The sequence below is a fragment of the Sphingopyxis sp. YR583 genome (genome assembly GCF_900108295.1).
Taxonomy (GTDB): domain Bacteria; phylum Pseudomonadota; class Alphaproteobacteria; order Sphingomonadales; family Sphingomonadaceae; genus Sphingopyxis.
On the sequence record NZ_FNWK01000001.1, the window covers coordinates 1698919 to 1712917 of the forward strand.

Below are 13999 nucleotides of genomic sequence, written 5' to 3' on the forward strand. Positions count from 1 at the left end.
CTCCCCCATCGCTGCGCGACAGGGAGGATTTGAACGCCTTGCCCGCGCGCACCCCAGCCTTTATGCGGCGGCCATCATGCCCGCCCCGCTCGACCATATCGACAGCTGGATCTTCGATCTCGACAACACGCTTTATGCGCCGTCGGCGAAGCTGTTCGACCTGATCGACGAGCGCATGGGCGCCTTCATCATGCGGCTGCTGCGCGTCGATGCGGTCGAGGCGCGGCGGGTGCAGAAGCAATATTTCCACGACCATGGCACGACGATGGCGGGCCTGATGCGTCACCACGGCGTCGATCCGGAGGATTTTCTGGTCGACGTCCATGACATCGCGCTCGACCGGCTGGGCGTCGATACGCGGCTGCGCGCGGGGCTGGATCGATTGCCCGGCCGGAAACTGATCTTCACCAACGCCGACGCCGATTATGCGGCGCGCGTGCTGGAGGCGCGCGGGATCGCCGACCTGTTCGACGGCATCTGCGACATTCGCATCACCCACTATACGCCCAAGCCCGACGCGGCGGCCTATGACATGATGGTCGAGCACCTTGGCGTCGATCCGGCGAAGAGCCTGTTCGTCGAGGATATGGCCCGCAACCTGACGCCCGCCAAAGCGCTGGGCATGACGACCGTCTGGCTGGACAATGGCAGCGAAAGCGGCCATCGCGACCACCTGCCAAGCCATGTCGATTTCCACGCCACGGACATCACCGACTGGCTCGATAATTTGCCTTCACCCTGGGGAATTTCATGACCACCGACCTGCAATCGACGATCGAAGCCGCATGGGACGCACGCGACACATTGGGCCTGACGACGACGGGCGCGGTGCGCGACGCGGTCGAGACCGCACTCGCGGGGCTCGACGACGGCAGCTATCGCGTTGCCGAGCGCGACGCCGGGGGAACCTGGCAGGTAAACCAGTGGCTGAAGAAGGCAGTGCTGCTGTCGTTCCGCCTGAACGATATGGAACTGATCGAAGGCGGTCCCGGCGGCGCGCGCTGGTGGGACAAGGTGCCTTCGAAATTCGCCGGCTGGGGCGAGAACCGTTTTCGCGACGCGGGATTCCGCGCCGTGCCGGGTTCGATCGTCCGCCGCGGCGCGTTCATCAGCAAGGGCGCGGTGCTGATGCCGAGCTTCATCAATATCGGCGCCTATGTCGGCGAGGGGTCGATGGTCGATGCCTGGGCCACCGTGGGCAGTTGCGCGCAGATCGGTGCGAACGTCCATCTGTCGGGCGGCGCGGGGATCGGCGGCGTATTGGAACCACTGCAGGCGGGGCCGGTGGTGATCGAGGACGGTGCCTTCATCGGCGCGCGGGCGGAAGTTGCCGAAGGCGTGATCGTGCGCGAGGGCGCGGTCCTGTCGATGGGCGTCTACCTCGGCGCATCGACCAAGATCGTCGACCGCGCGACGGGCGAGGTCTTCATCGGCGAAGTGCCGGCCTATTCGGTGGTCGTTCCGGGCGCGATGCCGGGCAAGCCGCTGCCCGACGGGACGCCGGGGCCGTCGCTATACTGCGCGGTGATCGTCAAACGCGTCGATGCGAAGACGCGCGCGAAGACCGGAATCAACGAGCTGCTGCGCGACTGATCGCGAAGTCCATGATCGGGTAGCGAGCGTCCCGACCGACGCTCGTCGAGGTCTGCTGCCGGTTGGTAGACATATAATTACAATATAAATATTGCGAATTACTCGCGATTGGGAGGCCTTCTGTTTCGATAGCGGCCGCGAGGGGGAATTATGTCGGCCGTTCTTCACGGGTCATCGCTGGCTTTATTGGCTTTGCTGGCTGCGGCGCCCGTCGCGGCGCAGGAGTCCACCGGCAACGCGCCGCCGGCAATCCCGGTCCCGGTCAATGGCGCCGAGCGCTATCCTCCCGCCGACTTCGCGCGCTTCGCGCCGCGCACCGCGCTCGACATGGTCGAAAAGGTACCCGGTTTCCTGATCGTCACCGGCACCAATGGCGGCGAACGCGGGCTGGGCGCGGCGACCGAAAATGTGCTGATCAACGGTGAGCGCATCGCGAACAAGTCGACCGACGCGCGTACCGCGCTGGCGCGCATCGCCGCCGCCGAGGTCGCCTATATCGACATCGTCGACGGCGCCGGGCTGAACGTCCCGGGGCTGACCGGGCAGGTCGCCAATGTCGTGCTGGTCGAGGGAGCGGGGAGCGGCGGGTATAAGACGACGATCCGCTGGCAGCCCGAATGGCGCCCGCGGCTCGAGAAGAACTGGCTGAACGGCGAGATTTCGACGACGGGCAAGATCGGCGGCACCAACCTGACCCTGAGCCTGAAAAATGAAGCGAACCGGCAGGGCCATTGGGGGGCCGAGCAGGTCTATGACGCGAATGGCGTGCTGCTGTTCACGCGCGAAGAGTTCGGCGCCTATAATGGCGACCGGCCGCGGCTGTCGGCGGCGCTCGCGCGGACGACGGCGAACGGCAACAAATGGAATTTGAACCTTGGCGGGCAATTGCAACTGCTCGACGAACGCGTCGACAGCGTGTCGGAGCGGCCGGTCGACGGAACGGTGCGCGAGGCGTTCAAATTCACCGAGGACGAATATAATTTCGACATCGGCGGCGATTATGAGCTGGGGCTGGGCAAGGGGCGGCTGAAGCTGATCACGCTGTACCGCTTCGAGCACAGCCCCTTCGTCGACCGCTTCATCGTCGACCGCGAAATCGGCGGCCGGACGGGCGAGCGCTTCAAGCAGAGTGCCGACGAGGGCGAGTCGATCCTGCGCGGCGAATATAGCTGGCGCACCGTCGGCGGCACCGACTGGCAAGTCGCCCTGGAAGGCGCGTACAACACGCTCGACGTCGAGTCCGAATTTGCGGTGTTGCAGGCCGACGGCAATTTCCTGCCCGTGCCCTTTGGCGGCGAGCGGACCAAGGTCGAGGAAAAGCGCGGCGAGGCGTCGCTGACCTGGGGACGCGCGCTTGCGTCCAACCTGACCGCGCAGGTTAATCTGGGTGCCGAATATAGCGAGCTGACCTCGTCGGGTCCGGACGGGCTGACGCGCCGCTTTGTCCGGCCGAAGGGCAAGGTCGCGCTGGCGTGGAAAGTCGCCGACAAGACGACGATCAACTGGTTCCTCCAGCGCCGCGTCGACCAGCTCGACTTTTTCGATTTCGCAAGCTCGGTCGATGTCGCGAACGGGCAGGGGAATGGCGGCAACGGCAAGCTGGTACCGCCGGTGCTCAATCGCACCGAGCTGGAAGTCGTGCAGGACATGGGCGCGTGGGGCAATGCGTCGGTCGCCTTCGCCTATGCCTATGCGCAGGATCTGGTCGATCAGGTGCCGCTGTCGCCGACCACTGAAGGCCGCGGCAATTTGCCGCCCGCGCATCTCTATCGCATCAGTTCGAAGGCGACCTTGCTGCTCGACCGGCTCGGGTGGAAAGGCGCGCGGATCAACAGCGACGTCACCTGGCGCCGCAACCGCGTGCGCGACCCGCTGACCGGGTCATGGCGCGACCAGAGCGAAGGGCAGGAATATGTCGTCGACCTGAGCCTGCGCCACGATATTCCCAGGACCGACCTTGCATGGGGTGCCGGCTATTTCGACGAACGCTACAGCCCGAATTTGCGGCTGGGTGCGATCGAGCATGAATCGACCGACGGGCCGTTCGTCACCGCCTTTATCGAGCATAAGGATGTCGCGGGCTTCACGGTGAAGCTGTCGTACCGCAACCTTGCGGGGATGAGGGATGGGTTCAACCGTACGGTGTTCGTCGACCGGCGCGACGGGCCGGTGGCGTTCAGCGAAAGCCGATCACGCAAGTTCGGCCGATTTTTTCAGCTGACGGTGACGGGGACGCTTTAGTCGTCCGTTCGTATCATGTGTGCCCCGACGAAAGTCGGGGTCCATAGGCGTCGTCGTCTGGGCCCCGGCTTTCGCCGGGGTACACATACTCAGCGTTCGCTCAGATAATAGCGTTCGCGCGCGCTGAGATCGTCGTTGAGGTCATAGACGATCGGCTGGCCGGTCGGGATTTCGAGGCCGGTGATGTCGGCGTCCGAAATGCCCGAGAGATGCTTGACGAGCGCGCGCAGGCTGTTGCCGTGCGCCGAGATCAGCACCGTCTTGCCCGCGGCGAGTTCGGGGACGATCGCGGCTTCATAATAGGGCAGCACGCGCTCGATCGTGTCCTTCAGGCTTTCGGCCGAGGGAATCGCTATGCCCGCATAGCGCGGGTCGGTCGACAGATCCCACGGCGAGCCGGCTTCGAGCGGCGGCGGCGGGATGTCGAAGCTGCGGCGCCAGATCTTGACCTGATCGTCGCCATGCTTTGCCGCGGTCTCGGCCTTGTCGAGCCCGGTGAGACCGCCATAGTGACGCTCGTTGAGGCGCCAGTCCTTGGTGACGGGAAGCCAGAGGCGGCCCATCGCCTCGAGCGCGAGGTTCAGCGTCTTGATCGCGCGCGACTGCACCGAGGTGAAGCAGGTGTCGGGGGCGATGCCCTTTGCCTTCATCAATTCGCCCGCGGCGACCGCTTCGGCGACGCCCTTTTCGGTGACATCGACATCCCACCAGCCGGTGAAGCGGTTTTCGAGATTCCACTGCGACTGGCCGTGACGGATGAGGATGAGCTGGGGCATTTCGGATCCTTGCGCTGGAAGAGATGTGCCGCCCTTTAGCGCGGGTTTTCGCCGAACGCCAACCGCCCTCTTGAAATGGTTTCGCCTGCTACCAGATTGATCCCGTCCGGCCGCCGATACGGGGCCGGGAGGCGATCGCGGCAGCCGCCGCGGTCCTGAGACTTCGCTTTGTAAAAGGAAGAAAGATCCATGCGTAACAGTTTCGACTGGACCCCCTATCGCCGCTCGACCGTCGGTTTCGACCGCCTGTTCGATTTCCTTGAAACGGGCGGTTCGGGCGCCGAAAATTATCCGCCCTTCGACATCGAAAAGGTCGCCGACGACCATTTTCGCATCACCGTCGCGGTCGCCGGCTTCAAGTCGGACGAGATCGATATCACCGCGCAGCAGAATATGCTGACCGTCAGCGGCCGCAAGGCACCGGTCGCCGAAGGCGAGGGGCGCCAGCTCCTGTATAGCGGCATCGCGACGCGCGCGTTCGAGCGCCGCTTCCAGCTCGCCGATTTCGTGCGGGTCGCCAGTGCCGACCTCGCCGACGGGCTGCTCGTCATCGACCTGGTTCGCGAGGTGCCCGAGGCGATGAAGCCGCACAAGATCGCGATCGGCGGCGCGCAGCCGACTTTGTTCGATGCGGACAAGAAGGCCGCGTAAAAGCACGCCTGATCGATTGAAATTACGGGGTCCGGAATCGCTTCCGGGCCCCTTTTTCGTTTCTTAAAGCGCGCGCGTCATGAAGCGGCTGAACGGGTCGGGCCGGTAATCGGCGAAGGGTTCGCACTCGGTGAAGCCGTAGCGCCGGTACAGCGCGATCGCGGGTTCGAAGGCGCCGCTCGATCCGGTTTCGAGGCTGAGGCGTTCGAGCCCGCGGGCCCGCGCCACGTCGATGATATGATCGAGCATATGCGCGGCGACGCCCTGCCGCAGGAAAGCTTCGGCGGTGCGCATCGACTTGATCTCGCCGTGCGCGCTATCGAGCATCTTGAGCGCGCCGCAGCCCGCAAGCTCATCACCACGCTGGATCGACCAGAAAGTGACGCCGTCGGAACGCAGCCCGTCGAAATCGAGGAAGTGACAGCTTTCGGCCGGCGAGTTCGCGAGCATGCCCGCGAAATGCACTTCGAGCAGCGCGCGGATGGCAGCACCCGACAGATCATCCTCGACGATCCGCCAGGCGCCCGCTTTCGCCATCAGAGCAGCTGGTCCAGCGTCGCGAGGCACGCGTGCGCGAGCAGCTTCGACCGTTCGGGCGACCAGCCGGCGACGGGGTCGGGAAGGTCGCGATTGTCCTTGAACGGCATTTCGAGCGTCATCGACACCGCGCCGAAGCGTTCGGCGAGCTGCGTCGTCGACATCGAGAGATTGGCCTGTCCCGGCGCGGTTTCGGCATAGCCGAGATCGACCTGGAAATCGGGGGTGTTCGCCGCGAGCGCAGTTTCGAACGCCTTATACTTCGCCGTTTGCTCGGGCTTGAGCGACGGGATGCCTTCGAAACCCGCGAGAAACACCGCGGGGATCGCTTCGTCGCCATGGACGTCCATTGCCCAGTCGACGCCGGTTTCGTCCATCGCATTGCGCACAGCGAGGACTTCGGGGCTGCGTTCGGCGGTCGGATTGTCCCATTCGCGGTTGAGATTCACGCCGGCGAAATTGGTGCGCAGATGCCCGCGGCACGAGCCGTCGGGATTCATGTTCGGGACGATATGGAAGCGGCACTTGTTGCGCAGCGACCGTGCGTGCGGATCGGCGGGGTCGACGAGCTTTTCGAGTGCGCCTTCCATCCACCATTCGGCCATGCTCTCGCCCGGATGCTGGCGCGCATAGAGCCACACCTGCGTCTCGCCGGTGCCGAGTTCGAGGCAGTCGATCGGCTGGCCTTCGAGGCTGGTGCCGAGGCAGCGATAGGTGACGCCTTCGCATTCGGCGATCTGCGCGACGAGGTCGTGGTGCCGTTCCATCGAGTAAGGCGCGAAATAGGCGATATAGAGGATCGGGCTTTCGGCGGTGTGCTGGATCGTCAGCGTGCCGGCATCGTAACTCGTATCGAGGCGGAACCAGGTTTCGCGATCGGTGCTGGCGCAGGCGGCATAGCCGGGCCAGCCGTCGGGATAGGCCGAATCGCCGAGCCCGGTGATCGAAAGGTCGAGCGCATCGCCGACCGCGCACGACACACGAAAGTGGAACCACTGGAAAAAGTCCGATTCGCGGTCCTTGCGAATCGAAAGGCGCGCCGACGTGCCGTCGACCTGTTCCACGACGATATTGCCGCTGTCGAAAGCGGCGTTGATGCTGATGGTCATTTGACGCTGATAGTGCGTCCCGATTCGCCGGGGAAGTCCCTGAATAGGGCGTCGGCCAATTTCGCGGCCGCGAGGCTCGACTGGTTGGCGGGTGCCTTCACCGGGACCGCGGTCAGCGCGCGGCCTTCCCACAAGGCCTGCCCGCTTGCGGCATCGTCGATGCGCACCGCGAGCTGCAGGTCGGCCATCCGTTTTGGACCGCCGCCGAGGTTGACACCGATTCCGAGCCCGACACCCGAGCCGTAGCTGCCGGTCGAACCGCCAACCCCGACCGAAACCGGCGAGCGGCGGCCGCCCTCCTCACGGTTCATGCGTTCGAAACCGATGCGCACTTTCAACGGCGCGCGCGCGCCATCGGGTGCCGCGACGAGTCCCTGCCGCTGCAATTGTTGTTCGACCGCAGTGCGGTAGCTGTTCCATTCGAGCGACGGCGCGTCGATCATCGCCCCGGCGTTGCCGAGCGGGGCGGTGTCGACGGTGTAGCGCGTCCCCGGCGCCCAGCCCGCAGGCGCGCTGGCGTGGAAGCGCGTGACTTCGACCGGGGGAACCGCGGTGGCGCAGCCACCGAGAGCGAGCGCCGCTGCGGCGAGCAGGGCGACGGAAATTTGACGCGTCATCCAGCCATCATGCGCCAGCAAATATGGCTTGGCAATGAACGGGGTAACAGAAGTCCTCCCTGTGCCGCAGGCATGGGGAGGTGGCAGCGCGACGCGCTGACGGAGGGGCCGTGACGCGGCCCCTCCACCATCCGCTCCGCGGACGGTCCCCCTCCCCATCGCTACGCGACAGGGAGGATCGGATATCAACGATAGAAGATGTGGTTGTCGATCTGCGCGATGCGCGTCTTGCGCCAGCCCGGCGAGACGTAGCGCGCGTGGAAGAAGAGCGCGCCGGGGGCGTGGTTCTTCCAGCTGCCGTCGCGCGCGATCTGCGCGATCGCAACGGCATTGTTCCACTGCGCCGCGTTGCGCACCGCGGGCATCTTGCCACCGCGCACGAAGCTGAACTGGCTCTTCTGGTGGACAACACCGCAGAGGCTCTTGGGGAAACGGCCCGATTGGGCGCGATTGATCACGACATGCGCGACCGCGAGCTGGCCGGGAAGCGATTCGCCGCGCGATTCGAAATAGACCGCGCCGGCGAGGCAGCGCAGTTCGGGATCGATGTCGGCGGGTTTCGGCGTCGCGGCGACGAGTTCGGCGAGCGAATCGGCGGTCACCGGCGCCGGCTTCGGCTCGGGAGCGACATCGTCTTCGGTTTTCTTGCTGTCATCGACCGGCAGTTCGGCATCGGTCGAGAGGTCCGCCGTTTCATCCGCGGCCGGCGCATCGGTACCCGGCAGGATGATCGCGGGGATATTGGCGTCGGCTGCAAGATCGCTTGCAAAGCCCGGTTCCGCCAAAAGCAGCATGGAGGCGGCAGTCATGCCGACGGCAGCCATGCCGGCTACGTTCAAAATGCGACTCATAGTGTCCGTCAAAAGTGCGGCCGATGAACCGAACCTCTCAAAACAGGCGGGGGACTATAGTCCTGTATCGCCGCCTGCGGTCATCGTCCGACTGCGTGTCCAAACCGTTTTGCCGGATGCTTTGCCAAGGCAGTGCAACCCGCGGATCGACCTACGCGTTATCGAATGGGCGCCAGTTATTGTGCGCCGCAACAGAGTCAAGTTAACGCAGCCCACTCCGCGACGAGTTGTGGCGCATCTGCGATATCCAGTTCGATCAGCCACAGGTCGGGATCGGCCTTTCGCCGCCGATCCTGATAGTTTGCGCGCGATTCACCATCTTTTGGGTCGGTTGGACCGACGGCCTCCCAAATATAGTGGCCGGTCGGCGAAAAGCGACGTTCGAGCAATGGTCCCGGTTCGCCGCGCTCGCTGCACTGGACGAGAATGATGCCGGAATTTTCGTCGCCACTGGCAAGCACCGCAGCAAATCCACCGGCCGCTTCGGTACGGCGAAGCAGCAGGTCGACGAGGAAGCGGCTTTTAAGCCGAGTCACGGAAAAACTCGCAGCGCGGCGTTACGCCGCGTCACGCGTTTCGGTGTCGGCCAGCAGCGCATAGAGCGCTTCGTCATTCTTCGCACCGCGCAGCCGTTCGGCGATCGCATCGTTGCGCAGCATGCGCGAAACGCCGGCAAGCGCCTTCAAATGATCGGCGCCGGCGTCGAGCGGCGACAGCAGGATGAAGAGCAGGTCGACCGGCAAGCCGTCGACCGCGTTGAAGTCGATCGGCTTGGCGAGTTGCAGGAACAGCCCGCGCACGCCGCCGAGGTCAGCCATCTTGGCATGCGGCAGCGCGATCCCGCGCCCGAATCCGGTCGAGCCCAGGCGTTCGCGTTCGAGCAAGGCTTCGCTGACTTCGCCCGCATCGAGACCGAGCGAACGCGCCGCCAGATCGCCGACGAAGGGAAAGAGCGCCTTTTTCGAATCGAGCTGAACATGCGCGCGCACGGTCGCCGGATAGAGAAGGGAAGAAAGATTCATTGCTCTGGTCAAATCTTGTTAAACGCCGGCCGCCGCCAGACACTTAGCTGCTGGCAGGCGATCGCGGATCTGTCGTGGCAGCCCCCCGCCATCCCGGCTTCGGGTATCGTTGGGCGCGGCCCTTAAGCCGGATGGCGGAGAAAATCCAGCCTTATCGTGGTTCGACCCAACCGATCGTCCCGTCGTCGCGGCGATAGACCATATTATGCGTGCCGGTCTTGCTGTTGACGAAGAGCAGCGCGTTGGTGTTGCGCAGGTCGAGCATCATCACCGCGTCGGACACGCTGCTGCTCGGAATATCGACGCGCGTTTCGGCGATGATTGCCGGCGCGTCGCCCGCATCCTCTTCGCTACCGGCATCGAAAACGGTGTAGCCGGCATTATCCTCGATCTCGTCGACGGTCGGCGAGGGTGCCGCCACGCCATTATTGTGATCCTTCAATCGACGCATATAGCGCCGAAGCTGCTTTTCGATGCGTTCGGCCGCACCCTCGAACGCGACATGTGCGTCCTGCGCCTGGCCGTGCCCTTTCAGCACCAAACCCTGCATCACATGCGCGACGATGTCGCACTGGAAACTGTCGTGCGGCCCCTTGCCGAAGGTCGCGTGCGCCCCGATCGCGCGGGAGAAATATTTGTCGGCAATCGCGTTCATCCGATCCGATACGTGCGACTGCAGCGCTTCGCCGGTTTCGATCTGGTGGCCAGAGACGCGGATTTCCATTTTTCTTCTCCTTCTGGGCCGGTGCGATGACTTTAAGGGAGCGTCATCACACCGTATCGAGCCACAGCGGCCGGTTCAGCCCTGCGACAAATTCGGCGTGGCGCGCGAGTTCGGCGGCCGACGCCATATGGGGACGGGGTTCGCGAAAGGGGCGGTCGGGACGCCGCGACGCAGGCGCCGCCACTTCCGACGATGCCATGTCCACCGCCGAAGCGGCGAGTCCGAGGCCGATCTGCCGGCCGCCGGTCATTTCGATATAGAGATGCGCGAGGAGTTCGGCGTCGAGCAACGCGCCATGCTTGACGCGGTGGCTGCGGTCGATGCCATAGCGCGTGCAGAGCGCATCGAGGCTGTGCTTCGCGCCGGGATGGAGCTTGCGCGCCATTTGCACGGTGCAGCACATGCGCGCCATGTCGAGCGCCGGCCGGCCGGCGCGGGCGAGTTCGGCATTGACGAAGCCGAAATCGAAGACGGCATTGTGCGCGACGAGCGGCGCATCGCCGAGAAACTCGATCAGTTCGTCGACGCGAGTCGCGAACAGCGGCTTGTCCGACAGGAACCCGATCGACAGGCCATGCACGGCTTCGGCGGCGGCGGGCATGTCACGTTCGGGATTGAAATAAGCGTGAAAGGTGACGCCGGTTTCGCGGCGGTCGACCAGTTCGACACACCCGATTTCGACCAGCCTGTCCCCGTTCCTGGGATCGAAACCCGTGGTTTCGGTATCGAAAATAATCTCACGCATCGAAGTTATAATCTGGACCTTATCGTGCCCGGAAACAAGAGGCGATGAAGCGAATCTGGCGATGCGTCTCGCTTTTGGGGCGGCCCGTTTCGATGATGAAATCGGCGCGCGATCGCTTGACCCGATCGGCAACCTGCAGCCGGCGGATCGCTTTCAGCTTTGCGGCGGTCATGCCGCGGCGGCGCATCACGCGCTTGCGCTGCATCCATGCCGGCGCCGAGACCACGGCGATCGCGCCGACGCGTCGCCAGCCACCCTTTTCGAAGAGCAGGGGAATATCGAGCACGACGACATCGCGCGCGCGGTGGCGCGCAAGAAAGCGTTTCTGCGCCCGGCCGACCGCGGGGTGAATGATCGCTTCAAGCGCCGCGAGTTCGTGCGTGTTGCCGAGCACCTGCGCGCCGAGTTTCTGGCGGTCGACCCCGTTCGGCCCGGTCGTGCCGGGAAAGCGCGCCTCGATCGCTGCAACGAGCGCCCCGCCGGGGCCCTGCAGCCGGTGGACCTCGGCATCGGCGTCGAACACCGGTACGCCTTCACGCTCGAACATCGCCGAAGCGGTCGATTTTCCCATGCCGATCGACCCGGTGAGCCCGATGATGAAGGGGCGGCGGAGCCGCGAACCGGGACGGCGGTGATGGGTCATGCGGTCAAAAGCGCGCGGAGTTCCTCGTCGCGGCCCTCGGGCGGGGATTTGCCGAAGAAAAGCTCGAAGGCAAGCGCCGCCTGTCCGATCAGCATGTCGAGCCCGTCGACCGTGTCGAGCCCGCGCGCTTCGGCCGCCTTCAGCAATCCGGTCTGAAGCGGCGAATAGACGAGGTCATAGACGATCGCATCGTCGGCGAGCGGCGACAGGTCGAGGTCGAGCGGCGGCTGGCCCTTCATGCCGAGGCTGCTCGAATTGACGAGCAGAGATACCGGCGGGAGCTGCGCATCGAGGGCGACGACCTCGCCCTTCAGCCCGAAGCTCGCGAGCAGGCCCATCGCCTTCAAGGGGCTGCGATTGAGAATGGTGACCGGGCCGACATTGGCGCGGGCGAGCGCGAACAGCACCGCGCGCGCCGCACCGCCGGCGCCGACGACCGCGACGGGCGCACCCTCGAGATCGAGTTCGGCGAGCGGCGAATAGAAGCCCGCGGCATCGGTGTTGGTGCCGATCAGCGTGCCATCCTTTTGCCGGACGATCGTGTTCATCGCGCCGATCGAGCCGCGGATATCGCCGGGATCATCGACCAGATCCATCACGGCCGCCTTGTGCGGCATGGTGACATTGCAACCGCGCCAGTCGGGGTCGGTGCGGCGCTCGGCGATATAGGCGGCGAGCTCGTCGGGCTTCACATGCGCGCGGCGATAATCGCCGCTGAGCCCGAGCGCCTCGAGCCAGAAGCCGTGGATCAGCGGCGATTTCGACTGGGCGATCGGATCGCCGATCACTTCTGCATAGGGCGCGTTCATTGCGGCGCCAGCCCGGTGGTGCGGAGCCACGCCAGCAAGGGAAGCATCGGCATGCCGATGATGGTCCAGGGGTCGCCCTCGACCCGTTCGAACAATTGCACGCCCGCTCCTTCGATTTCGTAACAGCCGACGGTCCAGCGAATGCTGTCCCAGTTTTGCGCGACATAGTCGGCGATAAAGGCATCCGACAAGGGACGCATCCACAGCTTCGCTTCGCCGATCGCGCGCCAGACGGGCGCACCGTCGCGCGCGGCGACCGCGGCGCTGAACAGCCGGTGGCGCGTGCCCGCCATGCGGCGGAGATGGCGCGCGGCGTCTTCGGGGCTTTCGGGCTTGGCGAGCATCATTCCGTCGTCGAGCGCGAGGGTGGAGTCAGCGCCGATCACCGTAACGCCCGGAAGCCGCGAAGAGATTTTGATCGCCTTCGCCTCGGCGAGCGCGTCAGCAATGTTGCGCGGTGTCTGACCGGCAGCGAGCAACGAAGCGGTGAGCGCTTCTTCGTCGACATGCGCGGCGGAGGTTTCGAAAGTGAGCCCGGCGGCACGGAGCATCGCGGCGCGGCCGCTGCTTTGCGAGGCGAGGAGAAGCGTCATGCGGCGCCGCGGTCCTCGACGAGCTTGATCACCGCGGCGGCGGTTTCCTCGATCGAGCGGCGCGTGACGTCGATCACCGGCCAGCCATTGTCAGCGAACATGCGGCGCGCATAGGCGAGTTCGGCCTTCACGCGTTCGTCGTCGACATAAGCGGTTTCGGGGGCCTGGTTGAGCGAGAGCAACCGGTTGCGACGGACCTGTACGAGCCGGTCGAGCCCGGTGGTGAGGCCGACGACCATCGGCCGCTTCAGGTTGAACAGCGCATTCGGCGGCGGCGATTCGGGGACGATGGGGATATTCGCGGTCTTGAAACCGCGATTGGCGAGATAGATGCTCGTCGGGGTTTTCGAGGTACGCGATACGCCCGCGAGCACGATGTCCGCCTGTTCCCAATTTTCCCAGCCGATGCCGTCATCGTGCGCGACGGTGAACTGGATCGCCTCGACCCGCGCGAAATAGGCGGCGTCGAGCTGGTGCTGGCGGCCGGGACGCGCCTTCGCCTCTTGTCCGAGCATCCGCGACAGCGCATCGGTGACCGCATCGAGCGCGGCAACCGTCGGCAGGCCCTGCGCACTCGCGCGGCGCTCGAGGCTGACGCGCAGCTCGCCGTTGACCAGCGTGAAAAGGATCATGCCGGGGCTCGCCTGCACCTCGGCCATGATGCGGTCGAGATGCGATTCCGATCGCACCATCGGCCAGAAATGGCGCACGACCTCGACATCGTCGAACTGCGCGATCGCCGCCTTGGCGATATTTTCGAGTGTCTCGCCCGTGGAGTCGGATATGAGATGCAGGTGAAGCCGGCCCATCGCCGCACCATGGCGGGAAAGCTGCGAAAAAGGCAAGTCGCGAAGCGATTGAGGGGCCTGTGGATAAGTTTTGGCATAAGCGCAGGGACAGTTTCGGCACGCAGGATTCATCCCCGGCCGTGTCGATTCCGCTCCACCGCTTATCCACAAGGGATGAATCTTATCCACAGGCTGTGAATATGGGGAGAAGCCGGTGCCGACTCTGCCGACATGCCTGCGAGTCCGGGAGTCAAGCTGTTGGCAAAAGGGACGCCCCGGCCTAAAGCCGCGCTTGTCCGC

Annotated in this window: 17 protein-coding genes; 4 read left to right on the plus strand and 13 right to left on the minus strand. The window is 64.9% G+C overall.

Annotated features, from left to right (window positions below; translation table 11 throughout):
• Positions 1-76: 76 nt before the first annotated feature.
• The 3 genes from BLW56_RS07835 (at position 77) to BLW56_RS07845 (ending at position 3834) form a co-directional block, all read left to right on the plus strand.
• Positions 77-754 (plus strand): pyrimidine 5'-nucleotidase, encoded by a 678-nt coding sequence (locus tag BLW56_RS07835; protein WP_093509989.1) that lies wholly within the window; start codon positions 77-79, stop codon positions 752-754.
• Entirely contained in the window at positions 751-1593 is an 843-nt protein-coding gene (gene dapD, locus BLW56_RS07840; RefSeq protein WP_093509990.1) for a 2,3,4,5-tetrahydropyridine-2,6-dicarboxylate N-succinyltransferase, read from the plus strand. The genes BLW56_RS07835 and dapD overlap by 4 nt, the downstream gene beginning before the upstream one ends.
• Positions 1594-1779: 186 nt before the next feature.
• Entirely contained in the window at positions 1780-3834 is a 2055-nt protein-coding gene (locus BLW56_RS07845; RefSeq protein WP_093509991.1) for a TonB-dependent receptor, read from the plus strand.
• An 89-nt stretch (positions 3835-3923) separates the two neighbouring features.
• Here the strand turns inward: BLW56_RS07845 and gpmA are convergent, their stop codons facing one another.
• Positions 3924-4610, minus strand: a complete 687-nt coding sequence (gene gpmA / locus BLW56_RS07850; RefSeq protein ID WP_093509992.1) for a 2,3-diphosphoglycerate-dependent phosphoglycerate mutase — start codon at positions 4608-4610, stop codon at positions 3924-3926.
• 189 nt (positions 4611-4799) lie between these two features.
• Between gpmA and BLW56_RS07855 the strand changes: the two genes are divergently transcribed.
• Positions 4800-5261, plus strand: a complete 462-nt coding sequence (locus tag BLW56_RS07855) for an Hsp20 family protein (protein ID WP_093509993.1) — start codon at positions 4800-4802, stop codon at positions 5259-5261.
• Positions 5262-5324: 63 nt separating this feature from the next.
• On the opposite strand, the gene BLW56_RS07860 is transcribed toward BLW56_RS07855, so the two are convergent.
• The 12 genes from BLW56_RS07860 to BLW56_RS07915 form a co-directional block, all read right to left on the minus strand.
• Positions 5325-5798, minus strand: a complete 474-nt coding sequence (locus tag BLW56_RS07860) for a GNAT family N-acetyltransferase (protein ID WP_093509994.1) — start codon at positions 5796-5798, stop codon at positions 5325-5327.
• Positions 5798-6907, minus strand: a complete 1110-nt coding sequence (locus tag BLW56_RS07865) for a M14 family metallopeptidase (protein WP_093509995.1) — start codon at positions 6905-6907, stop codon at positions 5798-5800. Before BLW56_RS07865 ends, BLW56_RS07860 begins: the two co-directional genes overlap by 1 nt.
• Positions 6904-7524 (minus strand): DUF4136 domain-containing protein, encoded by a 621-nt coding sequence (locus tag BLW56_RS07870; RefSeq protein ID WP_093510853.1) that lies wholly within the window; start codon positions 7522-7524, stop codon positions 6904-6906. Before BLW56_RS07870 ends, BLW56_RS07865 begins: the two co-directional genes overlap by 4 nt.
• 185 nt (positions 7525-7709) lie before the next feature.
• On the minus strand, positions 7710-8375 hold the full coding sequence (locus tag BLW56_RS07875) for a cell wall hydrolase (RefSeq protein ID WP_093509996.1): 666 nt from the start codon (positions 8373-8375) through the stop codon (positions 7710-7712).
• A 197-nt stretch (positions 8376-8572) separates the two neighbouring features.
• Positions 8573-8911, minus strand: coding sequence for a DUF1491 family protein (locus BLW56_RS07880; RefSeq protein WP_093509997.1), 339 nt, complete (start codon positions 8909-8911; stop codon positions 8573-8575).
• A 21-nt stretch (positions 8912-8932) separates the two neighbouring features.
• A complete protein-coding gene (locus BLW56_RS07885; protein ID WP_093509998.1) occupies positions 8933-9397 on the minus strand; it encodes a PTS sugar transporter subunit IIA in 465 nt (154 codons plus the stop codon).
• A gap of 151 nt (positions 9398-9548) precedes the next feature.
• The gene (gene hpf / locus BLW56_RS07890; RefSeq protein ID WP_062186249.1) at positions 9549-10121 is read right to left on the minus strand and encodes a ribosome hibernation-promoting factor, HPF/YfiA family; all 573 of its coding nucleotides are present in this window, start codon (positions 10119-10121) and stop codon (positions 9549-9551) included.
• Positions 10122-10167: 46 nt separating this feature from the next.
• Positions 10168-10866 carry a DNA polymerase III subunit epsilon gene (gene dnaQ / locus BLW56_RS07895; RefSeq protein ID WP_093509999.1) on the minus strand — a complete coding sequence of 233 codons (699 nt, stop codon included), beginning with the start codon at positions 10864-10866 and terminating at the stop codon, positions 10168-10170.
• Between the two features lie 19 nt (positions 10867-10885).
• On the minus strand, positions 10886-11509 hold the full coding sequence (coaE, locus tag BLW56_RS07900) for a dephospho-CoA kinase (protein ID WP_093510000.1): 624 nt from the start codon (positions 11507-11509) through the stop codon (positions 10886-10888).
• Entirely contained in the window at positions 11506-12318 is an 813-nt protein-coding gene (gene aroE / locus BLW56_RS07905; RefSeq protein ID WP_093510001.1) for a shikimate dehydrogenase, read from the minus strand. The genes coaE and aroE overlap by 4 nt, the downstream gene beginning before the upstream one ends.
• Positions 12315-12911 carry a Maf family protein gene (locus BLW56_RS07910; protein ID WP_093510002.1) on the minus strand — a complete coding sequence of 199 codons (597 nt, stop codon included), beginning with the start codon at positions 12909-12911 and terminating at the stop codon, positions 12315-12317. The genes aroE and BLW56_RS07910 overlap by 4 nt, the downstream gene beginning before the upstream one ends.
• Positions 12908-13720, minus strand: a complete 813-nt coding sequence (locus BLW56_RS07915; RefSeq protein WP_093510003.1) for a pyruvate, water dikinase regulatory protein — start codon at positions 13718-13720, stop codon at positions 12908-12910. The genes BLW56_RS07910 and BLW56_RS07915 overlap by 4 nt, the downstream gene beginning before the upstream one ends.
• Positions 13721-13999 lie beyond the last annotated feature (279 nt).